The sequence below is a fragment of the Paenibacillus sp. FSL R7-0189 genome (genome assembly GCF_037969925.1).
Taxonomy (GTDB): domain Bacteria; phylum Bacillota; class Bacilli; order Paenibacillales; family Paenibacillaceae; genus Paenibacillus_AQ; species Paenibacillus_AQ odorifer.
The window spans coordinates 980,836-1,006,351 of sequence record NZ_CP150223.1; the positions used below are offsets into that span (position 1 = coordinate 980,836).

Below are 25,516 nucleotides of genomic sequence, written 5' to 3' on the forward strand. Positions count from 1 at the left end.
ATGATTTGCGTACTTGAATACTATACACCACACTATTTGGGGTGTCAATCCTTTTATGCAGAAATTTCGTGAACTTTATACCTGCTTACTTTGTACCTCTTCAAGTCGTACTACGCGAGTATGCTTGGTATGGCTCCATTGCTTATTGTTCTGCGTGAAGAACGCATAGAACGTAATCGGATACCACGAGATCAAGTAGATCGGGAAGAATACAAGATAAGCATACACTTTCTTAAACGTAACCTTCTCTAATGCCATCGCAATACCAAAAGTCACCAGATTGGCGCCAATAGCTAGGAAGCTGAGCCAGATCGGCAAGCTGCCGTAAATGTTAGCGATATTCGGTCCGTTAAAGAACGCCATATCCACCCACATTACCGCCGTCATTAAAAAAGTGAGCAATACAATATATACATTCGCTCCATAAAGCGCGAGGTCAAACTTCGTTAAGCTGCGTTCTTTAATACTTTGCCAAAGCAATGGAAAAAAATAACGGCGAGCAACAGTGAAGTGCCCCTGCATCCAACGCAGACGCTGTCTTGAGGAGGCCTTGAAGGTTAACGGCTTCTCATCAAATACCTTTGCATCATAATTGAACTTAGGATATACACCATGTGCTGCACTACGCATCGTAAACTCCAAGTCCTCGACCAAACTTGTAGCTCCCCAGCCCATTTCTTTAAGAAGTGTGGTCTCAAAACACATTCCGGTTCCGCCAAGGAAGTTAGCCATATTTAAATTATGGCGTGAAAGTTGCCACAAACGGTTAATATACCAGTACGAAATACCATAAGCAGCTGTAATCCAGGAATCCTCTGGATTCTTGGTATCGATATAACCTTGGATTACCCGTGCACCTGAACAAAGATCATTATTCATCTCCATCAGGAACTCAGTATGCGCCAAGTTATCGGCATCGAACATGACAACAGCATCATATTGCCGCGGCATAGCCCACAGCTCTTTAAGCATCCATTCTATTGCGTAGCCTTTACCTCTCAGATTTGCATTGGTGCGGACACAAGCGTTCATGCCGTGTTCTCTAACGATGCGAGCTGTACCATCTGTACAATTGTCACAAATTACAAATACATCGTACAGTTCTGATGGATAATTAAGCTGCTTCAGATTCTCCATTAATGCGCCGACAACTTCTTCCTCGTTATGTGCGGCAACAAGTACGGCAAAAGATTTTTCCGGCTTATACTGCGTCTTTTTCTTTTTCCTGTGCAGCCCGAATAATGAAAACGTAAACTGATAGACTGCGATTGCTGCCAAGATCACTTGGAGCGTAACAAACAGTGCGTCTGTCATGACCTTTTGATGCCCCCTTTTTTCACTCTTGGTGTTCTTTTTTTTCTCTCTAGCTTGCTTGACGTTCTTTCTGACCCTTTTGTTGCATCCCTTAACAATAGACCAAGAGTATTCTTATTCTCGGCAGACTTCACAATTTTTATATATGCTGTTTAAAAGAATTCTATGGATTCCTTTTTTTGAATCCTTATTTATCTCTTACCCTTTTAAACAGGTTTAGTCTGCTTGAATCATTGTAAAGCGTAATAGTGCTCTAAGTCAAAACTGGCAAATTTCGAGTAAACCTGAGCTTTTCCTTGAAATGAACTACCTTTAAAAAGTATGATTAAGACAGATCTAAGCTATAGAACGGATTACTGCATTAACATCTGTTAACGGTAACCGGACTAGCGGAGGGAATTAGATATGAGACATTTATTCATGAAACTACATCTCTGGGAGCGGCATCTTTTTAAGTGGATCAACGGACGAATGCATAATCGTTTTTTGAACTTTTGGCTCTTTTACCTTACTCATTTGGGTGGAGCTACAAGCACGATTGTTATCAATATACTGATATGGGTATTAGCTCCTGAGCCTTGGAGAACTACAGGTTTACAAGCCTTGACAGCACTAGCTGTCAGCCATATACCCGTAGCTATCGCCAAAAAGCTGTACCCGCGAATGCGTCCATATCTGGCGTTACCGGAAACCAATACTTTTCGTAATCCATTAAAGGATCATTCTTTTCCATCTGGTCATACTACAGCTATCTTTGCTTCTACGGTCCCTTATATGCTGGCGTTTCCTGCTATGACCGTTATTCTGCTGCCGCTAGCTTGTATTGTCGGATTTTCTCGTATTTATCTTGGATTGCATTATCCATCAGATGTTATAGCTGGCGCAGTGATCGGTTCCTGCGTAGCAGCTGGTACTATAGCCTTATGGATGTGAAGCATTTATTGTTAATAACCGGGAAAACCCTTGAGAATAGGTGAATCAACATTGCGTAAAAAAAGAATCTTAATACTCTCGGAAGGTTTTGGCGCCGGACATACACAAGCAGCTTATGCGTTGTCGAGCAGTCTGCGCCAATTATCGCCTAATTTACAAACGAAGGTGCTAGAACTTGGAAATTTTCTAAACCCCAAGATGGCACCTATTATTCTGTCTGCTTACCGAAAGACGGTAACGACACAGCCAAAATTAATGGGTTATGTCTACCGTCACCAGAAATCATTTAATCGTCTTACCACGCTTGCCTTGCATCGTATATTTTATACGCATGCCAAAAATATTGTGAGACAACTGAAACCTGACGTAATTGTCTGCACTCATTTTATTCCAGGTGCTGTAGTATCCCGCCTAAAGAGACTAGATCCTACCTTAAAAGTGCCGCTCGTCACCGTTATAACAGATTATGATGCGCATGCTACCTGGATTAGCCCAGAGGTAGACCTTTATCTGGTTTCAACACCTGAGGTTAAATCCAAATTGCGCAGCCGAAATATTCCTTCCACGAAAATTCAGGTAACAGGCATACCGATACACCCTAATTTTTGGAAGCATCCCGGAAAGCAGGAGATTCGAGAGCAATTCAATCTGCGGGAGATGCCAACCGTTCTAGTCATGGGCGGCGGCTGGGGAATCATGAACGACCAAGTGGTAAATGCTTGTCTGGCGGAATGGCGTGACAAGATTCAAATTGTTTTCTGTCTCGGCAAAAATGAGCAGCTGCTAAAGGAAATGAAAGAAGACCCGCATTATAATCATCCTAATATTTCCTTAATCGGCTTTACGCGTGAAATCCACAAGCTGATGGAGGTCTCCGATCTGCTGGTTACAAAACCGGGTGGAATGACTTGCAGTGAAGGGCTGGCAAAGGGTATTCCCATGCTCTTCCATCACCCTCTTCCCGGTCAGGAGGAGGAGAATTGCCGCTACTTTACTGCAGCCGGCTTCGGAGAACCCATCGAATCTTTAGAGGTTGTCGAAATGTGGATGGAGCGCCTCTTGAACAACTATGAGGATGTGCAAAACAAGCGCAAACTCCACCTTGAAGAAATCGCTCGCTATCACCCGTTACAATGTGCTCAGAGTATCATCGAATTATTGGAATAGTTAATAAAAAAAGCGGCAGCCTCCAAACCACATGGAGACTTGCCGCTTTTTTATTGAAGCATGCCTTATGGAGCAGTGCTTTGTAACTACAACCGATATTTATCCAATCGGGTAGCCTGATACTGTTTGAGTGCTTCTGCGCCTACAATTGCCTCGCAACGATGGATATTCACGCCACGTCCGACAAATTTCGTCTCATATTCTGTCATGATATGATCCTCGTTGATGATGCCATCTGCATGTAGGTCCAAAGAAATATTTTTCATCTGCAAGCCAAAGTCCGCAAAGGCATTTAATGAGAACTCAAAAAGACTGCGGGAATCTGTTTTCAGATGAATTTCACCTAGATCGCTAAGCAAACCGCGATATTTGTCAAGAAAACGCGGATGTGTCAAACGACGCCGGGCATGCTTGCTTTTAGGCCATGGATCGCTGAAATTAAGATAAATCCGTTCAAGCTCTCCCGGAGCAAATACTTCCTCAGCATAATCGATATTTGCAAGTGCCAATTTCAGGTTAGGCGGTGTTTCATGTCCTGCCGGCTCCCATACTGCTCTAGCCTTATCTCCAGCACGGCGGATCAGCTCATCATACATATCCACTCCGATAAAGTTAATATCAGGATATTTAAAGCTCATTTGGCTGATAAACTGTCCTTTGCCCATTCCGAACTCCACATGGATCGGATGATCGTTACCGAACAGCTTGGACCACTCACCTTTATAACTCCGAGGATCTAGAATGACTAAATCCGTCTGTTCTTCCAATCTTTCACGTATTCCTTTTCTTCCGCGTAAACGCATAGGTATTCCTCCGATTATCTCTTATACGATAACTGTCACTTGCAATATTGTGCCGAAATTGTCCCAAAAAGTAAAGGGATTGGTGTAAAAAAGAAAAAGGAATTCTCTGGTTCAGCTCTTAAATGAGCTGTTCAGAGGAATTCCTTCGTTGTTGTATATTGGAAATAAATTTCGTTCTTGTCTGGCAGATCAGGATTTACTTTGTGTTTGTGGCAAATGTCTTTTTTTCGAATGCGCTACGAATTTTACGCTGCGCATCTGTCTTGATCTTAGGGTTGCCGTTAAATTCCACGCCCGTTAGTGCAAGGGCTTCATCTGGCGTTAAATGGACTTCAATCGAATCTTTACCCTCAGCATATACCGTTTGAGAATTCATTGCTATCACCTCACGGTTATTATTATGGATCGGACGACACGAAATTATGAACTCCTGGATGAATTTCTTTATGCCACAGCAGCTTTTCACACTCTGAATATAACATACTATGTAAGCATTTTCAAGCCGAAAGCGCCTTATTTCCTGCCTATTTTTCATGCCGTTATGGGGAGTCAATGTTACGCCGAGCTCGGTTTTTTGATACAATGTATTGGATTATAAGAAACGGCTGTGCGTTCTCTGGGATAAGGACGCCATCTGTCTCAGAAAAATATAAGGATAAGGGAACTTATCCATAATTATATTTTCAGAAAGGGGCTTCTCGTGTCTAATCTTCAATACACTTCTCCTCCGCAACTTTGGGGAGATAAACGTTTTCATACTTGGAATTACGAAATGCGTGAACACATGAACACCAAGGTATTCAAAGTTATGCTTGATGCAGGCTTTACCTGTCCCAATCGTGACGGCTCCATCGCTAAGGGAGGCTGCACATTTTGCAGTGCCAGAGGTTCTGGTGATTTTGCCGGAAGCCGCCGAGATGACCTAGTCACACAATTCAATAACGTCCGTGACAGACAGCATTTGAAATGGCCAAATGCTAAATATATCGGTTACTTCCAAGCCTATACTAATACGTACGCTCCGGTCGAAGAACTGAAAGAATATTTCGAAGTTATTTTGCAGCAGCCTGGTGTCGTTGGATTGTCTATTGCTACCCGCCCTGACTGTCTGCCCGATGATGTAGTCGAATATTTAGCAGAGCTCAACAAGCGTACGTATCTTTGGGTAGAGATGGGTCTTCAGACTATACATGACTCCACTTCTGAGCTTATTAATCGGGCGCATGATACGCAGTGTTATGTGGAGGCTGTAGAGAAGCTGCGCCGTCACAATATTCGAATCTGTACCCATATCATTCACGGTCTCCCACAGGAGACGCACGAAATGATGCTTGAAACGGTATCTGCTGTAGCTCGCATGGATGTGCAGGGAATTAAGATTCACCTTCTGCATCTCATGCGCAAAACACCAATGGTGAAGCAGTATGAAGCAGGATTGCTCCGATTCATGGAACAGGAAGAGTATGTGAAGCTGATTGCTGATTCACTTGAAATTCTGCCCCCTGAGATGATTGTTCATCGCTTGACTGGAGATGCCCCACGGGATCTCTTAGTTGGACCGATGTGGAGTCTCAAGAAATGGGAAGTGCTAAATGCCATTGACGATGAGCTTGTTGCTCGTGATACTTGGCAGGGTAAGTATTGGAGGAAGGGCTAATGGGCTTTATGTCCGTTCTAAGCTTTGCTCATAAATTAATCTCTGAGCGGCTGACTTTAGGTGACCGTGCGATTGATGCAACTGTAGGTACTGGTGCTGACACGCTTTTTCTAGCCAAAACAACCGGAGCTCGTGGCGAAGTCTACGGCTTTGACATTCAAGCTGCGGCGCTGAAGCTGGCAGAAGAACGTCTCCGGCTTGCGCGGGAGGAAACTTCTTCACTCTCTGGCGTTACCTTACTGGAACGCAGCCATGCCGAAATGGCAGAAGCCGTCCCGGCTAACTGGCCAGGCACCGTTGGTGCTGTAATGTTCAATCTTGGCTATCTGCCTTCAGGCGATGCCGACAAGAATATCATTACTGAGCCGGATAGCTCTATTGCAGCCCTGGAAGCTTCACTCCAGCTGCTGCGTCCGGGGGGAATTATTACGGCTGTACTGTATCCTGGCCATGCAGGCGGAGATCTCGAAGCCGCCGCTGTTGAAGCTTGGGCAACGACTGTTTCCCCTAAGGTAGCGCAGAGCATTGTATACCGTCAGCTGCAGCGCACGGACGCACCTTATGTAATTGCCCTCGAGAAGAAAAAAGGTTCCCCATCTTAAGCTTTGTAAACAATCAAACAATCTTGTAATTGGGAAGGAAGATTACGAATGACACAACCATATCCTTTAAAATTTCAACCGGAGTTTAAAGAACGTGTCTGGGGTGGCCGCGCGCTGGAGAAATTCGGCCTGAATCTACCAGAAGGTCATATTGGTGAAGGCTGGATGATTGCCGATCATGCGAATGGAACATCTTCGGTGGTTAATGGAGAATTAGCTGGACAAGGTCTGGATCAAATTCGTGAGCAATTTGGTCATGAGTGGTTCGGAAGCAAGGGAATATCAGAAGCTGGCGGAAGATTTCCACTCTTGATCAAATTGTTGGATTGCAACGACAACCTTTCCGTTCAAGTCCACCCTACGGATGATTATGTAGGATTGCCTAAAGGTGAACTGGGCAAAACAGAGATGTGGTACGTATTAGACGCTAAGCCAGATGCAAAAATCATCTACGGCCTTAAAGAAGGCGTAGACCGTGAAACATTACGTGAAGCACTGGAAAACGGCACGGTTATGGATAGCCTTCAAGAGGTATCTGTCTCCGCTGGCGATTCCTTCTACATCCCTGCCGGAACGGTACATGCTTTATGCGCTGGTGTCGTTGTAGCGGAAATTCAACAGAATTCCGACACTACATACCGTATTTACGACTACGACCGTCCAGGTCTAGATGGAAAACCACGCGAGCTTCATATCGAGGATTCTCTGAATGTTACAGCTTATGAAGGCGCCGGCGCTACTTCGATGAAGACCGATCATGCAGTGGCTGGAGAGTGGCTGCAGCTTGCCGCTTCACCTTATTTTATTGTCGAAAAAGGGATCGTAAATGGTTCATGGGATCTCACCACTTCAGAAGACAGCTTCACTATTCTGGTTATCTGCGAAGGCAGCGGACATCTGACTTGGGAAGGCGGCTCCCAGCCTTATGCCGCAGGGGAATGTTATCTGATTCCTTCCAACCTAGGCCGTTATACTATCGAGGGTCATTCTACTGTGCTTCGCTCTTATTTACCATAAGTCGAGAACCTTTAGGAGGAATGGACCATGAAGGAAAACAGCTTTACTCTAACGGATCCCATAGGTGTAACCATCCATGTCTATGAATGGTTACCTGAGTCCGATGTGCCAGTTAGAGGAATCGTGCAAATTTCACACGGGATGTGTGAAACTGCTGCCCGCTACGCTCGTTTTGCGGAAGCTTTAACCGGGGTTGGTTATGCAGTATATGCCAATGACCACCGGGGACATGGTAGAACCGCTGGTCAAGTCAATCTGCTTGGTGATGTTGGGGAGGACGGATTTTATTGGATGCGGCGCAATCTTCTGCAGGTAGGTGCCGCAGCACTCTCCAAGCATGAAGGAATGCCCATCATTTTATTCGCACATAGTATGGGTTCCTTTCTGGGTCAAAAACTCATGTGCGAAGAAGGCAACGAAATCTATTCAGGGTTTATCCTAAGCGGGACAAACGGTCCACGCAGTATGCTGCGTATTGGAGAATCTTTGGCTAGCGCGCAGCTTAAGCTAAAGGGTGAGCATCATCGCAGTGTACTGCTGAACAGTCTGGTATTCGGCAGCTATAACCGTGCTTTTTCCCCGGTCAGAACAACATTTGACTGGCTGAGCAGCGATACTGCGGAAGTAGATAAGTACATTTCCGATCCATTCTGCGGAGCTATTTGTACAACCCGCTTTTTCCGTGGTTTCTTCCACCTCCTAAGAGAGATTCATACTGAGGAATCACTTAGCACATTATGTACAGGTAAGCCCATTTATATATTTGGTGGGGATAAGGACCCTGTCGGGATGAACGGTCAAGGCATTCCCCGTCTTGCGGAGTTGTATAAGAAACGAGGAGTATCAGACGTTGAGTACCGACTCTATCCAGAAGGCAGACACGAAATGCTAAATGAAGTAAATCGAGATCAAGTCACAGCCGATGTACTCAACTGGTTAGAGAGCCACCTTCCTTCAGAGGTTACAACGATAAGTTAAGAAAAAAACGCGGTTGTTAGTGAATTTATGAGACAATATAGAAGCGATGCCCCCGTTATTTGGGGGGTCGCTTCTTTGCGGTTTGCGGTTTGCGGTTTGCGGTTTGGGTAGCTTATCTCAGCAGACTTCTCAATCTAACAATCTCCAGTTCCTCCGCGCATCTGAACTTTAGTAAATAAACTTCCGCCACCGCTAATGGACTCAGTTGACGCTGTCTTCAGCTCATCGCTCTCCCACACCACGTACAAACTCGGTTGTCACTAGCTACACATCATTACTTTCCCACGCCGCTTGCGGACTCAGTTGACACTAACTACATATCATTACTCTCCCCGCTACTTCCGGACTCAGTTGACACTAACCACACATCATTACTCTCCCCGCTACTTCCGGACTCAGTTGACACTAACCACACATCATTACTCTCCCCGCTACTTTCAGACTCAGCTAACGCTAACTACACATCACTTTCTCCCGCTACTTCCGGACCCAGATGACGCTATTTGCTAATTTATAGCCTTTCGAGTTGGGTTTCGGACTCCAGTGCAGCTATTCAAGCGAAACAGGTCCATATTGGGTGTTTTTCATGCCAATAGCGACTATGCGGTCCGTTAGCATCCAAAAAACAGGATAATTCCACGTATAAGGTCCGCTGGGTCCGCCTGCGACGAGTCATTACACTAATTACATTCTCCGCTACTTTCGGACTCAGTTGACACTAACTACATATCATCACTCTCCCCGCTACTTCCAGACTCAGTTGACACTAACCACACATCTTTACTCTCCCCAGCTACTTTCGGACTCAGTGGACGCTATTTGCTAATTTCCAGACATTTGAGCTAGGTTTCGGACTCCAGTGCAGCTATTCATGCGAAACAGGTCCATATTGGGTGTTTTTCATGCCAATAGCGACTATGCGGTCCGTTAGCATCCAAAAAACAGGATAATTCCACGTATAAGGTCCGCTGGGTCCGCCTGCGACGGGTTACTCACCGCTTCCGGACTCAGTTGACACTAACTACACATCATTACTCTCCCCTGCTACTTCCGGACTCAGTTGACGCTATTTGCTAATTTATAGCCTTTCGAGCTAGGTTTCGGACTCCAGTGCAGCTATTCATGCGAAACAGGTCCATATTGGGTGTTTTTCATGCCAATAGCGACTATGCGGTCCGTTAGCATCCAAAAAACAGGATAATTCCACGTATAAGGTCCGCTGGGTCCGCCTGCGCCGAGTCATTACACTAATTACATTCTCCGCTACTTTCAGACTCAGCTAACGCTAACTACACATCACTTTCTACCGCCACTTCCGGACTCAGTTGACACTAACTACACATCATTACTCTCCCCGCTACTTCCGGACCCAGATGACGCTAACTACACATCATCACTTCCCACGCCGCTTCCGGACTCAGATGCGCTAGCGCACAAGGCAAAAGAAATAGACCGTCCCATTAAGGAACGGTCTATCCTTCCACCCGCCTATCACAAAGGCAGTGTGTAGTACTGAGCGCGTTGGCTCTCGTTCTGCTGATACATTACGATTAGTAGCGTGCGCCCTTCCCTAATGGAAGCGGGCTCCGCTACAGCTACAGCCGAGCTTGATGGTTGGGCAGTCTCTTCTAAACTACTATCTGCTGCTTCCTGTAATGGCGAGTCTGCCGAAGGCAACGCCTCCAGATTAGCCATATCAGCTTCACCATCCTCAAGGCCCTCATCGGCACGCATGCCGCTGATGGAATCCAACACCGCTTCCAGCGAGAATGGCAACACTTCCAGCACAGTATACTTTTGCAGTTCTCTTTCGTTAAGTCCTGCTTCAGCCAATTGGGCAGAAATTTGACCCGGATTAGCCGCGATATCCTTCAAATAGCTCGACCAATCCGATTTATCCAGCACGAAATCCCACCAGATTTTGCGCGGCTTGTACTTGTGTCCAAGGAAATAATCGAGCTTCATCAAGCCAGTTATAACATCCATAGATGGCGTCCCGCGATCTATCAGGAAGGACTGCAAGCGGGTGAAGAGATCTTCCAGCTGATGGCCGATCTTTTGCCAGCCTCTCTCCTCCCAGTAGTCACCGAACTCCTGAAAGAAATCGAATGGCGAATCAAATACATGACGGATCAAGTACTTGGCCGTATGGTCCATCCGGTGGCTGTTCCAGTATTTCTCCAGCACATCCTCAAGCCGCTTCAAACGGATAATGTCTGAGAAAGGCATCATATGACTGCTAAGGATTTCATAAGGTGCGTGTTCCATATACGTGTAATCATATTTAGCCGCCTGCGCCCGCAGCCCCGTTCCCCGCAGCATTTTGAGGAATCCTAGCTGTAGCTCTTCCGGCTCCATAACGAATACATCATTAAACGTTTTACGGAAGGTACTGTAATCCTCCATAGGTAGTCCGGCAATCAAATCCAGATGCTGATCGATATTGCCGCTTGCCTTAATCTTCATTACGGTACGGGACAGCTTTTTGAAATTCTGGCGGCGTTTAACAAGCTCATTTGTCTCATCGTTGGTAGATTGCACCCCAATTTCAAATCTAAAAATACCCGGAGGTGCATTCTTAGATAGGAAATCCAGAACTTCCGGCCGCATGATATCTGCGGTAATTTCGAACTGAAACACGCAGCCTTGATGATTATCGATCAGGAATTGAAACATTTCCATCGCATAGTTGCGGTTGATATTGAAGGTACGGTCCAGAAATTTAATGATTTTGGCGCCATTCTGTATTAAATAAAGCAGATCAGATTTCACTCGTTCAATATCATAATAACGTACGCCTACTTCAATACTGGATAAACAGAACTGGCAGTTAAATGGGCATCCGCGGCTCGTCTCAAAATAAACAATACGTTTACTCAAATCTGGAATATCCTCAGGAAAACGATGCGGCGTAGGCAGCGTATTCAGATCGCTTTTGGGACGTGGAGGATTGACGATGATCTCTTCTCCCTTGCGATAAGCGGCTCCATACACAAAGTGAAACTTACGATCATCCCTTAGCTCCTGCAGCAAATGGTGGAACGTCTCTTCCCCATCTCCATTGACTATAAAATCAATGCCAGCTTCTCTTTTCATCCAATGAAGCGGCTCATACGAAACTTCCGGTCCCCCGAGAACAATCGTAACTTCAGGCATCACTTGCTTAAGAATACCGATCAGCTTCAGCGTCTCTTCGATGTTCCAGATATAACAGGAGAAGCCAATCACATCTGGCCGTTTCTGAAACAAGTCGGACACGATATTCATCACGGGATCTTTGATGGTGTACTCTGCCAAATGAATATCCTTAAATTCATGCTCACTGTACGCTTTTAGCAAGCGGATTGCGAGTGAGGTATGAATATATTTGGCGTTTAACGTGGTCAGGACGATTTTCATGTTACACGACCTTTTCTACATTTCATTTTGAAAAAACTCTAAGAATGCCTTACCGTACTTCCGGTATTTCACTTCCCCAACACCCTTTACCCTCAGCATTTCCGCTTCGGTCTGCGGGCAAACCACACTCATCTCACGCAGCGTGGCATCATTAAAAATAATGTACGATGGCACATGCTCGCGTCCTGCCAATTCACGCCGGATAAGACGCAGCTGCTCAAAGACAGTCTCATTGACGGCTGATGGCGACAGGTCATGTCCCCGACTACGAACTCTCGTACCGGATGTTGTGCCTGCCCGCGAAGGCCGCGCCACACGCTGCATCACCTCACGCTGTCCGCGCAGGACCTCGGCAGCCAGAGGCTGTAGCCGTACTACAGGGTACTGGCCTTCCGACAAGGCAAGATACCCTTCTGAGATAAGCACATTGATACTCTCTGAGATTTCCTTCTCCGTCCGGCTCGACATCGCCCCATGTGTGGGCAGCTTATCGAAGCCGTACTGCATCACCTTTTGATTGCGAGAGCCTTTCAGCACAGATGCTACCAACGCTACACCATAACGCTCCCGCATGCGGTGAATGCAGGAGAAGATCTTTTGCGCATCGACGGTCATATCCACTAGCTCTCGTTCATCCGTACATGAGCTGCAGATACCACATGGCTTGTCCCCATGTTCTTCCCCGAAATAATCCAGCTGGGCACTGCGCAAGCAGCGAGTAGTATAGCAATAATCAATCATTTGCTGAAGCTTGCGATATTCGTTAGCTTTACGGTCAGTATCCTGTGGATTCTGCTCGATCAGGAACTTTTGCGTCATAATATCCTGCGCACTAAACAGCAAAATACATTCACTCGGCTCCCCGTCACGTCCAGCACGACCCGCTTCCTGAACATAAGCTTCCATATTTTTGGGCATATTGTAGTGAATTACGTATCGGACATTGGATTTATCAATCCCCATCCCAAAGGCATTCGTAGCCACCATAACCCGGATATCGTCATAGAGGAACCCTTCCTGGCTATCTGCCCGCTCCTGATCATTCATACCCGCATGATAGCGACCTGCTGCTATGCCAGAGGCCTGCAGCCTCTGATACAGATCATCCACTTCTTTGCGGGTTGCCGCATATACAATCCCCGGCTGGTGGGAATGCGTAGCCGCATAATCCATAACGAACTCCCGCTTGTTCTCTCCCCGCAGTACGGACATTGCCAGATTGTCTCTTCCTAGTCCCGTCATGAAAATACCCGGCTCGCGCAAACGCAGCAGCCGGACCATATCCTCCATAACCTCCGGCGTCGCCGTGGCAGTAAATGCAGCCAAGATCGGCCGGTCAGGCAGCTCATCTACAAATGGAGACACAGACAGATAACTTGTCCGAAAATCATGCCCCCACTGGGATACACAGTGCGCTTCATCAACAGCCACGCAGGAAATTGACAGCTCAGCCATTTCCAGACGGAACCAGTCCAGCTCAAGCCTTTCGGGCGCAACATAGAGCAGCTTCAAATCACCCCGCCGGGCAGCCCGAATCCGCTCATTCACTTCTTTTCCGCTTAACGTGCTATTAATAAAGGCTGCCGGAATACCCGCGGTAGTTAACGCATCCACCTGGTCTTTCATCAGCGAGATCAGTGGTGATATCACCAGTGTCAGCCCTGGCAGGAGCAATGCAGGAACCTGATAACAGATTGATTTCCCGCCACCCGTAGGGAGGATTCCCAATGTGTCGCGTCCTTCCAGCAAGTTCTGAACAATCTTTTTCTGGCCATCCCGAAAGTCTGGATAACCGTAATATTTTTGCAGCTCAGCCTGCGCCTGTTCAATAGTAGGTGCTTGCATCTTCATATCTATCATGACTCCTTAGGCGTTTCTATCTTTAGTTTAGCGGTCAATGGTGTAATGAGCAACACTCTAGAAGTCCTTCTTTCGTTTCTCCTTTTGGAAAAATTACATAAAAGGAGCGCTTTTGAGCCAAGCTTTAAAAATCATCATTCTTTAGGAAAGGGGAATAGCCGTGCAAAACTGGAAGCAAAACTATAGTTCTTTTAAGCAAAAAAAAACGCACGAAGATCCCACCATTCCTGATCAGCGTTCGGAAAAGCCACTAGATCCCGACCTAAAAAATAATATTAAAGCCATTAGCCAAATTTTTGGAGAAGATGCAGATCTCGTTGTGCGTAATTTTCGGGTATACGGTTTATATGATGCGGTAATTATCTTTTTTTCATCTTTGGTGGACCAAAATCAAATTCATGAGCATGTGCTTAAACCGTTAATGAGCCCTCCCTCTGATCTCTCGACAATTCCTGAAGAGCGCAAGGATCTGCCTGATTTCATCTGGAATACGACCATACAAATAGCGGCTGGGAACCGAACGAAGGACTTAAATTCTCTGCCACTCGCTCTATTAGAAGGGAGCGTTGTACTCCTTATAGATGGTATGGATCAAGCACTTCACTTCAATTTGCGTAAAATCGAACATCGCAGCATTGAACAGCCACAGACCGAGCAGGTAATTCGTGGCTCACGCGAAGGTTTTATAGAGAACTTGGAGGCAAACCTTTCCTTACTCCGTTATCGGCTGCAAACGCCAGATTTCCGGGTTATTACTGCTCCGCTTGGTGTGCGGACACGCTCACAGGTTGCTGTGTGCTATATAGAAGGGATAGTAGATCCTGAATTGGTTGAAAAAGTGATGAAGAGATTATCCATGATAAACACAGATAGCATCCTTGATGCAGGGTACATCGAGCAATTCATTGAGGATAACCCATTATCTCCTTTTCCTCAGGTTCAACCAACAGAACGTCCGGATAAATCAGCGGCAGCCTTATTGGAAGGAAGAGTCATCATTCTGGTAGATGGCTCCCCATTCTCGCTCATCGTCCCTGCATTGTTCAATCAATTTTTTCAGACCATAGACGACTATTCGGAACGTTTTATTGTAGGCAGCCTAATCCGGGGGATTCGACTAATTGCCCTGTTGTTCTCTCTTTTTTTCCCTGCTCTATATGTATCCGTTATCTCCTTCAACCCGGAGCTTATGCCTACCGAATTTGCCGTAGCGATTTCAGGGGGTAGAGCAGGAGTTCCTTTTCCAGCGGTCTTGGAAGTTCTGATTATGGAGGTCTTCATGGAGGTGCTCCGCGAAGCAACTATTCGTCTACCACAAATGATTGGGGGCGCCCTTTCTATTGTAGGTGTTCTTGTTATTGGTCAGGCTGCTGTTTCAGCAGGTCTAGCAAGTCCGACAACCGTTGTTATTGTCGCTATAACCACTATCGGTTCTTTTGCCACCCCTGCCTATAATGCCGCTATCTCATCCAGAATGCTAAGATTTCCACTGATTATTCTAGCCGGTTGTTTTGGTCTTTACGGAGTCATGTTAGGTACCATCGTTATCGTGAATCACTTATTATTCTTGGAATCCTTTGGCGTTCCTTACATGACACCATATGTGCCCACGAAATGGAGAGATCTGAAGGACAGTCTGATTCGTGTCCCCTTATGGTGGATGAGAAGACGTCCGAGCTTCTTGAACACTCAAGACCCTACTCGTCTCGCTCATGAGTTACCAACGACGTATTCAGATCAGATTTTTAAGGAGAAGGGTGAACTCGATGAACAACAACCGCCCCATAACAACGATCCAAGTCGTCGCAGTAGTCGTTAGTACGATTATTGGAATAGGTATCTTGAGTATTCCCCGTTATATGGCTGAAGCCGGAGACAGTGGGGCGCCGCTGGTTTCGGCTTCAGGCATCCCTGTTGCATTTCTAGGCTGCTGGTTTACAGCCGCTGTATGTCGGAAATTCCCCAATGAAACTCTGTTTGTATTCAGCCGCCGGTTAGTCGGGAGAAGCATCGCGGATATTTTCAATGTACTTATCTCTTTGTTTTTTGCTTTCTCTGCCGGGATTACCATGCGTCAATTCGGAGAGGTATGTGTTGCGGTCGTGTTTAAAAAAACACCTATCGAAGCGGTCATTCTATTAATGCTTATTTTGGCTGCTTTATCTATCCGCAGAAACATTGTGAAATTCACCTATGTACATATTTTTTATTTGCCTTTCATCTTGTTAACCGTTCTCAGCATTATATTAGTAGCCATGAAAAATGTAGATGCTTTAAACTTACTTCCACTCACTGGAAATTACATCACCTTTTCAAGCTTTTCCAAAGGGACTGTCACTTCAGCTGCCCTTTATCAGGGCACATTTGTCATCACACTGCTGGTTCCTTTAATGAAAAAACCTCAGCAAGTGCTTAAAGCAGGAGCTGCTGCCCTTTTTATTATTGGCTTCATCTATGTAATGATTGTTGCGGCCACTTTAGGAATGTTCGGAGCGCAAGAAACCAAATTACTCGCTTATCCAACCTTAGAAACCGCCCGCTCCATTTCTATTGGTGCAGGACTACTAGAACGATTCGATGCGCTGTTTATTACTGTTTGGGTAATATCTATATTTACTACCATTTTTACGAACTACTACTTAGCAGCATATTCACTTCAGCAAGTATTTCGGTACAAAGATCACCGCCTTGTATCAAGCTTCTCACTTCCACTTATCTTCGTCTTTTCACTTTTGCCAAGAAATATTTACCAGGTTTATACCTTTTCTTCCGTCACAGCGATTATCGGGTTGATTTTTTTGACTCTCTACCCTCTTCTTTTATGGTTAATAGCTCTGATTCGGCAAAAAGGAGGGCTATCGAATGAATAAAGTAATTAACAAGCGTATTAGTCTTCTCCTCCTTCTCTCTCTGGTATTTGTATTCCTTACGGGCTGCTGGGACCAGCTCGAAATTGAAGATCGTGCATTAGTGCTGGGATTGTCTATAGATTCAGTGCCGGCAAATAGTAAAACCGAAGATGATCAAACGACACATCTAAAAAGCGCAAATATTAATTTGCCCAAAATCCGTGTGACCGCCCAAATTGCAGTTCCAGGGAGAGTTCCGTTAGGTCCTAGCAGCGGGGGAGAAGGTAGCGGGGGGAATCAAAATCCGGTTTGGGTTGTACAAGTTTACGGTTACTCACTAGATGATGCCTTAAACAATTTGCAACAACAGATCTCTGACCCACGTTACCTCATCCATCTTCGGGTGATTATCATCAGCGAGGATTTTGCACGCAAAAACCTGTCGGATTTAAATGATTATTTACGCCGCAACCCTGAAGTCCGTCGCCGTACCTGGTTATTAGTGTCCGAAGGCGAGGCTTCTAAATTTATGAATATTAATCCACCACTTCAGCGAGTTCCAACCCTCTATATCCTATCCACCATGGAAAAAGCCGTGAGATCCGGAAAGTTCCCAGCTAACTATATAGGCGTATTCTGGTCAGCTGAATCTAAATGGGGAGAGAGCGGTTATCTGCCTTATGTGTCTTTACATCAAAAAGACAATATGTTGATAAAAGGTCTTGCTTACTTTAGCGGAGGCGTTATGGTTGGTTCGACTACTCCCATTGAGATTGGCGCATATATGTCCATGAAAGGTCTTGATCCTGGGGGCTATTCCGTCATGTTCAATTCAGAGGACTTTGGCCCACTGACTCTTAAAGTTAACGACCGATTTACAAGGTCTAAAGTTAAAATCAAAGACGGCAAACCCCATATCACTATAAATATTTTTTTAGAAGCAGCGCTAGATGAGCACCTAGGTAATAATATTCGTATTGATTCCAGCCAGGATTTAAAAAAACTTGAGGCCAACTTTCAAAAAGGAGTCCTCACCATCTTCGACCATCTGATTAAACAGACGCAACAGGCTCACTCGGATATCTTTGGCATGGGTGAATATGTTCGTGCATATGCTCCTTCCTACTGGAAAGCTAATGTTCGTGACAAACATGACTGGGAGCAACAGTATTCTGATCTCTCTATAGAACTTAATGTGAAGACGAATATTGAAAGAGTCGGTCTTAAAGAAGACTAGATATGGGGATGTGTTCAAATGATCTATCATCAACTAACTTATTTAACTCTCGTGCTCCTGCTCTCCGGACTATTCCTGCTTACTGTGGATACCAAGATCTATGCTGTAAGCGCCATGCCCCGGGAAAAGAAATATGCCCGCAGGTTAGGCTGGGTATATCTCGGTTTATTCCTGCTTCTTGGATTAGCACAGCTGTTCTATCTTTGAGCAGCAGCAAACCAGTACGCCTGCCTCTCCATAGTATTTCTTAACAGCCCATGGTATATTGAGGAGTACAATATTAAAGGACGGAGAATGCATCCATGAACTCAAGAAGAAATCCTAAAGAAACAGCCAAAAGAGGTACTCGTTCTCACAGCAAGCCTACTGGCAAGCTTAATCATAAAACTAAAGCACCCGCAGCACCCAAAACATTTACTGTAAACGAACCTTCTGAACTATTGCCCTTCTTACTCACCCACGTCACGGGTCGCGGACGAAATGCGATTAAATCCATCCTATCGCGTGGACAAGTGTCGGTGAATAATAAGGTAGTTACACAGCATAATTTCCAACTGCATCCGGGTCAAAACGTTACTATTGATCAAGAGAAGCCTGTACAAACAGCAGAGATGATCGGACTTAAAATCGTTCATGAGGATGAAGACCTGATTATTGTTCAAAAGGATGCTGGACTGCTATCTATCGCCACTGCGGAAGAAAATGAATTGACGGCTTACCGCCAGCTCATGGAGCATGTCCGTGTTAGCAATCCACAAAATCGGATTTTTGTCGTACATCGTTTGGACAGAGATACATCAGGCGTAATGATGTTTGCCAAAAGCGAAAGGATTCAGCAAGCACTACAAACTACTTGGAAAGATACCGTGAAGGAACGTTCTTACGTAGCGCTCGTGGAAGGCGCGGTTAAAAGACCTGAAGGCAAGATAAGCTCGTGGCTCAAAGAAACCTCAACCCTTAAAATGTATTCCAGTCCTCATGAAGGCGATGGACTACATGCAATTACACATTATAAACTCATTCAGGCTAACCGCCATTTTTCCTTGCTAGAGGTTAAGCTCGAAACCGGACGAAAAAATCAGATTCGGGTGCACATGGCAGATATCGGCCACCCTATCGCAGGTGACAAGAAATATGGTGCAGAGACCAAAACGGTAGGAAGACTTGGCCTACATGCTCGAGTGCTCTCTTTTATTCATCCAACCACTGGAGAACTGATGACCTTTGAGAGCCCGATTCCGAAGACGTTCCTGAAATATACTGCGCCTGCGCCTACAAACTAAGAAGTGAACGTATACCCACAACCGAGGAGTATTCCCTCTTATGGGAAGCCGTAACTTCTACACAAGATGCCCGGTCCATTTGGTCCTGGGCGTCTTTTTTTAACTTCCTATCACATCATGTTACAATATAAATAAACAAAGAAGGTGCTCTTATTGTTCCACCCTACAGTTTTCGATAATATTAAGATCGCCTTTGAGAACCAGATTTATGACTACGATAATTTAGACGGAATATTGGTGGTTACGGATCGCTCCGACCTTCTGAATATGGCGCTGATGTCCAGAGAGTTCAGTCTCTCCTTCCAATTAACTGCAGGCAGGAAAGTAACCGCCGAAATCCTGCTCACTTCGTCCACGAAAGATCTCAGCGATGAAATCTTGGAGGTTCCTAATACGGATCCCGGCTGTAATCTTTCACTTCGTTTTTATATGGAAGTCGAAGATATTCCTAGCGAATGTCAGGCGATAGACAGTATTCTAAAAGCGATCTGGGGACCTGATTTCCAGCCTGTGCAATCTTTAAGCTTCATATATGGCCAGGAAAGTGAAACTTACAATAACTGCATCGAGCTGCAATTCAAAAGACAACTCACAGAAGAGCAAATGGAGGACATTCCAAACCTGCTAAGCCACCTGCTGCAAAGTGCGGAAGAACTGGAATCCTTCACGGTATAATCCCTACTTTTTAACGTTCGTACTATGGGAAAAGAGGTGTGCATGAAATGAAATTCCTGCCTGCTGCCAAAAGTAAAAGTTGGTTTCTCTGGATGACCGTTTATGCCATTCTTCTATGGCTTCTCTTCCCTCTACACCGATTCGTGATGCTGGCCCAGGAAATGGATGCCACACTCTTACTGCGCTTTGCTCTTTTTTCCGTTGTAGTGGCTGGGATCGTCAACACATTAGGCTGGCTCGGAGCGCGTCTGCTCTGGGTATTTAGCACGGCGGGAATAATCATAGGTGCGGCATTTATGCTGGGCTACACCTACCAAGAGATGTCCGGTTGGGAGGATCTCGCAGGCTTCCTCGCGTTTTCCTTATTTTCATGCGCCGGATTTGCACTGGGTTTATTAGCCGAAGGTATTCGTCTGCTGTATAAGCGAGCATCGAAGTCTTGAATGGAAGAGGTGAACGCTGTTGTCCAATTCTTTTCTAACCAAAAATGCATTGTCGCATTCTTTAAAAGAGCTAATGGAGCATACACCGCTCAATAAAATTACTGTTAAACAACTAGTGGACCATTGCGGACTAAACAGACAAACGTTTTATTATCATTTCCAGGATATATTTGATTTGCTAGGTTGGATTTATAAGACTGAGGCTGTCGAAAGCCTCGCCCAGTATCGCAGCTACAGCACTTGGACAGACGGGTTTTATAGAATCTTCTGCTACATTGAGCGGAATAAATCCTTTTGCTGTAACACGCTAAATTCATTAGGCAGAAATCATCTGGATGCATATCTGTACGAGGTGACAAACGATCTCATCATGGGGGTTATAAACGAGCTGTCCTCCGGGATGGAGGTTTGCGAAGAAGACAAGCACTTTATAGCCAATTTTTATACGCTAGCCTTCACAGGCCTAATCATTCAGTGGATGAGAGAAGGCATGAAGGAACAGCCGCACCATATGATTGAGAAGCTAAGTGATCTAATTGAAGGAAATTTTCTGAAAGCTTTACACAAATATGAGAACCATCCGTTGTAACCTTTGGTTGCAGCGGTTTTTTTTGTCTAAAAACTAGACAGATCACCCATAATGACAAAAATCCAGACACTCTAAAGAGTTTGATTATACCTTCAAAATAGGAGTTGGTTTACATTAAGAGTGTGATTATTTAAACAACTACTTGGAGGCGACCATTGTGAAAAAAGAGTACGGTAATAGACAGGTTTATTTTGTCGGTGGCGGAATTGCATCCTTAGCGGGCGCTGCTTACCTGGTCAGAGACTGTGATTTTCCGGGACAAAACATTCACATTATTGAAGAGATGAAGATTCTTGGTGGTAGCAATGACGGCGCAGGTGACGCTGAACATGGTTACGTTGTCCGCGGCGGCCGTATGCTCAACGATGAAGCTTATGAGAATCTCTGGGAGCTATTAACAACGATTCCTTCTGTCGACCGTCCGGGGTTGTCTGTGCGGGATGAAATTATTGCTTTTGATACCGCAAACCCAACACACTCAAACGCCAGACTTGTAAACAAAGACGGCAAAGTAGAAGATGTATTGTCCATGGGTTTTGATATGGCTGATCGTCTCGCTATGGGCAAGCTGATTATTACACAAGAAGATAAAATGGGTAAAGCGCGTATCAACGACTGGTTCGCCCCTCACTTTTTCACAACAAACTTCTGGTATATGTGGGCTACTACTTTTGCATTCCAACCTTGGCACAGCGCTGTAGAGTTTAAAAGATATATGCTTCGTTTCTTCCATGAATTCCCAAGAATTCAAACACTGGAAGGTGTAACTCGCACTCCTTATAACCAATATGATTCCATCATTCTGCCTTTGCACAAATATCTTGAACCATTCGGTGTCGATTTCACACTGAAATGTACAGTTACTGATCTGCAGTTCAAAAAAGGTGACGGAATTACCGTAACCCAAATGAATGTAGTGCGCGAAGGTGTCAAAGATGTGATTGATGTAAAAGAAGATGATCTCGTAATTATCACAAACGGTTCTATGACCGAAGGCTCCAGCCTTGGCTCTATGACTTCTGCTCCACGCCTTAACGGCAAGGGAAGCTCGTGGAAATTATGGGAAAACATCGCTTCCAAGAAACCAAGTCTTGGCAATCCTTCTTCGTTCGATGATCATGTAGACGGTTCGAAATGGGAGTCCTTTACTGTAACTTTCCATGACTCCAAATTCTTCGATCTGATGGAAAAATTCACACGTAACCGTGCCGGCACAGGCGCTTTGGTCACATTTAAGGATTCGAGCTGGTTTATGTCCGTTGTACTGGCCTTCCAACCGCATTTCCGCAATCAGCCTGAGCATGTTAAAGTGTTCTGGGGTTACGGACTGTATCCAGACAAAGTTGGAGATTTCGTGAAAAAGAGAATGTGTGATTGTACCGGCGAAGAAATTATGCAAGAATTGATCGGTCATCTTCACTTTGAAGAACATAAGGACGAGATCATGGCTACCGCCAATTGTATTCCTTGCATGATGCCTTATATCACTTCTCAGTTCATGCCTAGACTCAATAGTGACCGACCAAAAGTTGTCCCTGAGGGTTCCACGAACCTGGCCTTTATTGGACAATTCTGTGAAATTCCAGATGACGTTGTATTCACTGAAGAATACTCCGTGAGAGCAGCGAGAATTGCGGTATATACTCTACTTGGTATCGAACGGCCTATCGAGCCAATCAACCAATATCAATACGATGTACGCACACTATTCTCAAGCTTTGTTACATCTTTCAGATAAAACCACAATCAGCGGCGAGCGCTTCCGGATATCGGGAGCGCTTGTTTTTGAGTGTGGGAAGCAACAAAAGAACAGGTTTATCAAAATCGAGTAGGAGGGGGCGGCTAGCCCCCGACCTCTCACACCACCGTACGTACCGTTCGATATACGGCGGTTCATGAAATATTCCGTAAGGAGTTGTATCTGTCCAATACACTCTTTAATCCATTGGCTTCCCAATATTGGTTATTCAATGCATGTTGTAGAATTGGACTCCCTGCAATTCGCCAATACCCTTTTCGGGTATTTCCCCACTCATAGGCTTTATCCTTAGGTACCCCTAAGGATATAAGTCTTTTGACTTTGGTTCTAGGGGTCTTCCACTGCTTCCAGAGGCACATTCGTAGCCTTCTTCGTATCCATTTATCCATATCTCGAAAGGTACTTGGGGTATCCGCCAGCGAGAAATAACCGCACCATCCCATGAGGTAGTGGTTTAGTTCCTTGATTCGCTCTTCCATCTTCATCGATCTCTTTCGAGAGGATATCTCCTGTATTCGAACTTGACTCTCTGTAAGGACTGCTTCGCAATTCTCACCTTTGGTTCTTTGTCCACACTAAAACTAAATCCTAGAAACTTTCGTTTCCAGGGACGGTCTACCGCGCTCTTTACTTGGTTCACCTTCAGCTTTAGCCTCGTCTCGATGAATCGGGTGACCGTTGTCTTGACTCTCTCTCCTGCTCTTAGCGTTTTCACGTAAATATTGCAATCATCCGCATAACGAACGAAGCGGTGCCCACGTTTCTCGAGTTCTTTGTCGAGCTCATCTAGGACAATGTTAGATAATAACGGACTCAGTGGACCGCCTTGCGGGGCACCTTCCGTTGTCGGGGTTACTAACCCGTTCTCCATCACACCTGACTGAAGATATTTGCGGATAAGCAGGAGAACTTTCTTGTCCTCCACTTTCTCCGAAATCTTCATCATCAGTCGGTCATGGTTGACGCGATCAAAGAATTTCTCCAAGTCTAGGTCGACTACGAATCGATAGCCTTCTTTCATAAAGGTTCGAGCTTTCCTCACCGCATCATGCCCTCGTCTTTTCGGACGGAATCCATAGCTATGGTCGGAAAACTCTGGATCAAACAATGGAGTTAACACCTGCGCGATTGCTTGTTGAATCATTCGATCTGTCACGGTAGGTATTCCTAGTAACCTAACACCTCCGCCACCGGGTTTCGGGATTTCGACTCGGCGCACGGGGCTCGGTTCATAGGTTCCTTCTTCTATGGCATGCCGCAAGGTCTGCCAGTTTTGTACGATGTGTTCTCGTAAGGATTTTACGGACATCCCATCTACGCCATGACTTCCTTTATTCGCTTCAACACGCTTTAAGGCTTGCAGAAGATTTTCCCGTGATAGCAGTTGCTCCAACATTTTTTTTTTAACCTCTCTTTACGTGATTTATACCTTCCATTTGTGCCAAAGATGAACTCCGCCCTGCTGAAGACCCCCACGGGATTCACCGTTTCCTTCTTCAGTCAGGTCCTTTCGGATTTTTTTTCTGCATTCATCGCTCATCTTGAACGCCTGGATGTATAAATCCTATTCCATGTTCAGCCCTTCCGCAGCTGTTGCAACAGCTTGCGTACTATGGCGTCTGCTGACTTCTGTGCACTCAGCCTACTCTCACAAGTAGGGTTACGAAGTATACTCGCCTATCACACAGATCTCCCCAGGTAAGAACGCTATCTTCCTCTCCATCTATCTGCTTCATTTACTCTCGTACGCCTTTGGCAGTATGGACTTTGGTTTGTTGTGCAACCTCATCCAGCCTACGTTAGCCTTGTATGAAGTTCGTATTCCTCAGACCGGAGATTTGCCGCTGGCTTCCTTCAGATTCCACCTCGCGGTGGACACCCTTGCCTTAAGCTAATGGCTACTACTGCCTTCGCCATTCGGGACTTCAACCCTATAGATAGCGCCCATGCTGGGCGCACACAAAAAAGAGCTGAGGGCTCCCTCAGCTCTTTTGTTTTACTCGAATCCAAACTTTAAATATTGCAAGATCCATCTGCGCAGCCATCATCGGTAGATACTTCAGAATTCCCCTTACCAACCACTTGTAATGTTGGTCCTGCTTGTTCCTCCGCCCACACAGTATCCAGTACCTCTGTAAATACAGGACCTGGTTGTGCACCAGATAAAGCATATTTATTGTTGAATACAAAGAAAGGTACACCGGTAATATTAAGACGGCTTCCTTCTTCAATATCGCCATTAACCTCATTCGCAAAAGCATCCGTTTCCAGCATTGCCGCAGCTTCCACTTGATCTAAACCAACTTCAGCAGCGAGTGAAGCCAGTACACTGCGATCTCCAAGATTTAATGAATCCGTAAAGTAGGCGCGCAGCAGACGTTCGGACATTTCTGCACCTTTTCCCTTTGTGCTTGCAAAATGACTCAGTCTGTGACTGTCGAAAGTGTTGGTATGCTTTACTGTATCAAAATTAAATTCCAAACCCACATCTTTAGCTTGCTCCGCTAGTTGTGCGTTCATTGCTTTTGCTTTTTCGACGGTCATCCCGTATTTGGCAGCCAGCAGCTCATGAATACTCTTGTCTGTACTTACCTCTGCATGTGGATCCAGTTGAAAGCTACGGAATACTACCTCTACTTGATCACGGTTCGGGAATTGGCTTAGCGCATTCTCCAAACGTCTTTTGCCAATATAACAAAAAGGACATGCATAATCGGACCAGATATCTATTCTCACGAAAAAACCTCCTAATATTATTGATAATTTGTAGCTGTCATATAAGAGTAATAACTAAATATACGTCGCTTACTATTATATAGTTAAAAACTCAAAATTACAAACTTAACTTTTAATAAAATGACATTTATAGACGTGAATGTTAAAGCAAAAAGTAAACGAAAGTGGTATATACGCTCCCCTTCTGGGCAGATAGAATAAAGTTAACACCAGAA

General features: G+C 45.3%; 21 protein-coding genes and 1 pseudogene. 15 read left to right on the forward strand and 7 right to left on the reverse strand.

Annotation, left to right across the window (positions count from 1 at the left end):
• Positions 1-75: 75 nt before the first annotated feature.
• Complete coding sequence (locus MKY63_RS04120) at positions 76-1,314, reverse strand: glycosyltransferase family 2 protein (protein ID WP_036679513.1); 1,239 nt, start codon at positions 1,312-1,314, stop codon at positions 76-78.
• A 405-nt stretch (positions 1,315-1,719) separates the two neighbouring features.
• Here MKY63_RS04120 and MKY63_RS04125 point away from each other — a divergent pair, with 405 nt between their 5' ends.
• Together MKY63_RS04125 and MKY63_RS04130 are read left to right on the forward strand one after the other, a co-directional pair.
• Positions 1,720-2,247 carry a phosphatase PAP2 family protein gene (locus tag MKY63_RS04125; RefSeq protein WP_036679516.1) on the forward strand — a complete coding sequence of 176 codons (528 nt, stop codon included), beginning with the start codon at positions 1,720-1,722 and terminating at the stop codon, positions 2,245-2,247.
• Positions 2,248-2,298: 51 nt separating this feature from the next.
• Positions 2,299-3,414 carry a glycosyltransferase gene (locus MKY63_RS04130; protein ID WP_339811616.1) on the forward strand — a complete coding sequence of 372 codons (1,116 nt, stop codon included), beginning with the start codon at positions 2,299-2,301 and terminating at the stop codon, positions 3,412-3,414.
• A gap of 86 nt (positions 3,415-3,500) precedes the next feature.
• Here the strand turns inward: MKY63_RS04130 and trmB are convergent, their stop codons facing one another.
• Together trmB and MKY63_RS04140 are read right to left on the reverse strand one after the other, a co-directional pair.
• On the reverse strand, positions 3,501-4,217 hold the full coding sequence (gene trmB, locus MKY63_RS04135) for a tRNA (guanosine(46)-N7)-methyltransferase TrmB (protein ID WP_339811618.1): 717 nt from the start codon (positions 4,215-4,217) through the stop codon (positions 3,501-3,503).
• A gap of 196 nt (positions 4,218-4,413) precedes the next feature.
• Positions 4,414-4,593, reverse strand: coding sequence for a hypothetical protein (locus MKY63_RS04140; protein ID WP_036679526.1), 180 nt, complete (start codon positions 4,591-4,593; stop codon positions 4,414-4,416).
• 324 nt (positions 4,594-4,917) lie between these two features.
• On the opposite strand from MKY63_RS04140, the gene MKY63_RS04145 reads away from it, so the two are divergent.
• From MKY63_RS04145 to MKY63_RS04160, 4 genes are read left to right on the forward strand one after another with little or no spacing between them, the layout of a single operon-like run.
• The gene (locus MKY63_RS04145) at positions 4,918-5,874 is read left to right on the forward strand and encodes a TIGR01212 family radical SAM protein (RefSeq protein ID WP_339811621.1); all 957 of its coding nucleotides are present in this window, start codon (positions 4,918-4,920) and stop codon (positions 5,872-5,874) included.
• Positions 5,874-6,476 carry a class I SAM-dependent methyltransferase gene (locus MKY63_RS04150; protein ID WP_036679532.1) on the forward strand — a complete coding sequence of 201 codons (603 nt, stop codon included), beginning with the start codon at positions 5,874-5,876 and terminating at the stop codon, positions 6,474-6,476. Before MKY63_RS04145 ends, MKY63_RS04150 begins: the two co-directional genes overlap by 1 nt.
• A gap of 48 nt (positions 6,477-6,524) precedes the next feature.
• Positions 6,525-7,493: a type I phosphomannose isomerase catalytic subunit gene (locus MKY63_RS04155; protein ID WP_076273455.1), complete on the forward strand. Its 969-nt coding sequence runs from the start codon at positions 6,525-6,527 to the stop codon at positions 7,491-7,493.
• A gap of 27 nt (positions 7,494-7,520) precedes the next feature.
• Positions 7,521-8,471, forward strand: a complete 951-nt coding sequence (locus MKY63_RS04160; protein WP_339811625.1) for an alpha/beta hydrolase — start codon at positions 7,521-7,523, stop codon at positions 8,469-8,471.
• Positions 8,472-9,962: 1,491 nt separating this feature from the next.
• Here the strand turns inward: MKY63_RS04160 and MKY63_RS04165 are convergent.
• Both MKY63_RS04165 and recQ read right to left on the reverse strand, forming a co-directional pair.
• A complete protein-coding gene (locus MKY63_RS04165) occupies positions 9,963-11,870 on the reverse strand; it encodes a B12-binding domain-containing radical SAM protein (RefSeq protein WP_339811626.1) in 1,908 nt (635 codons plus the stop codon).
• A gap of 15 nt (positions 11,871-11,885) precedes the next feature.
• A complete protein-coding gene (gene recQ / locus MKY63_RS04170) occupies positions 11,886-13,721 on the reverse strand; it encodes a DNA helicase RecQ (protein WP_038569203.1) in 1,836 nt (611 codons plus the stop codon).
• A 169-nt stretch (positions 13,722-13,890) separates the two neighbouring features.
• Here recQ and MKY63_RS04175 point away from each other — a divergent pair, with 169 nt between their 5' ends.
• From MKY63_RS04175 to MKY63_RS04215, 9 genes are all read left to right on the forward strand, one after another.
• Entirely contained in the window at positions 13,891-15,549 is a 1,659-nt protein-coding gene (locus MKY63_RS04175; protein WP_339811630.1) for a spore germination protein, read from the forward strand.
• Entirely contained in the window at positions 15,497-16,600 is a 1,104-nt protein-coding gene (locus MKY63_RS04180) for an endospore germination permease (RefSeq protein WP_036681452.1), read from the forward strand. Before MKY63_RS04175 ends, MKY63_RS04180 begins: the two co-directional genes overlap by 53 nt.
• A complete protein-coding gene (locus MKY63_RS04185) occupies positions 16,593-17,816 on the forward strand; it encodes a Ger(x)C family spore germination protein (RefSeq protein WP_036681449.1) in 1,224 nt (407 codons plus the stop codon). Before MKY63_RS04180 ends, MKY63_RS04185 begins: the two co-directional genes overlap by 8 nt.
• Before the next feature lie 18 nt (positions 17,817-17,834).
• Complete coding sequence (locus MKY63_RS04190) at positions 17,835-18,023, forward strand: CLC_0170 family protein (RefSeq protein WP_038569199.1); 189 nt, start codon at positions 17,835-17,837, stop codon at positions 18,021-18,023.
• Positions 18,024-18,118: 95 nt separating this feature from the next.
• Entirely contained in the window at positions 18,119-19,099 is a 981-nt protein-coding gene (locus MKY63_RS04195) for an RluA family pseudouridine synthase (protein ID WP_076099010.1), read from the forward strand.
• Positions 19,100-19,252: 153 nt separating this feature from the next.
• Positions 19,253-19,774, forward strand: coding sequence for a hypothetical protein (locus MKY63_RS04200; RefSeq protein WP_036681441.1), 522 nt, complete (start codon positions 19,253-19,255; stop codon positions 19,772-19,774).
• Between the two features lie 47 nt (positions 19,775-19,821).
• Positions 19,822-20,217: a hypothetical protein gene (locus MKY63_RS04205; RefSeq protein WP_076099011.1), complete on the forward strand. Its 396-nt coding sequence runs from the start codon at positions 19,822-19,824 to the stop codon at positions 20,215-20,217.
• Between the two features lie 19 nt (positions 20,218-20,236).
• Entirely contained in the window at positions 20,237-20,806 is a 570-nt protein-coding gene (locus tag MKY63_RS04210; protein WP_036681438.1) for a TetR/AcrR family transcriptional regulator, read from the forward strand.
• 157 nt (positions 20,807-20,963) lie between these two features.
• Positions 20,964-22,544: an oleate hydratase gene (locus MKY63_RS04215; RefSeq protein WP_339211553.1), complete on the forward strand. Its 1,581-nt coding sequence runs from the start codon at positions 20,964-20,966 to the stop codon at positions 22,542-22,544.
• Between the two features lie 155 nt (positions 22,545-22,699).
• Here the strand turns inward: MKY63_RS04215 and ltrA are convergent.
• Positions 22,700-23,961 (reverse strand): annotated as a pseudogene (ltrA, locus tag MKY63_RS04220) (group II intron reverse transcriptase/maturase).
• A 617-nt stretch (positions 23,962-24,578) separates the two neighbouring features.
• The gene (locus MKY63_RS04225; RefSeq protein ID WP_076099013.1) at positions 24,579-25,301 is read right to left on the reverse strand and encodes a DsbA family oxidoreductase; all 723 of its coding nucleotides are present in this window, start codon (positions 25,299-25,301) and stop codon (positions 24,579-24,581) included.
• Positions 25,302-25,516: the final 215 nt, after the last annotated feature.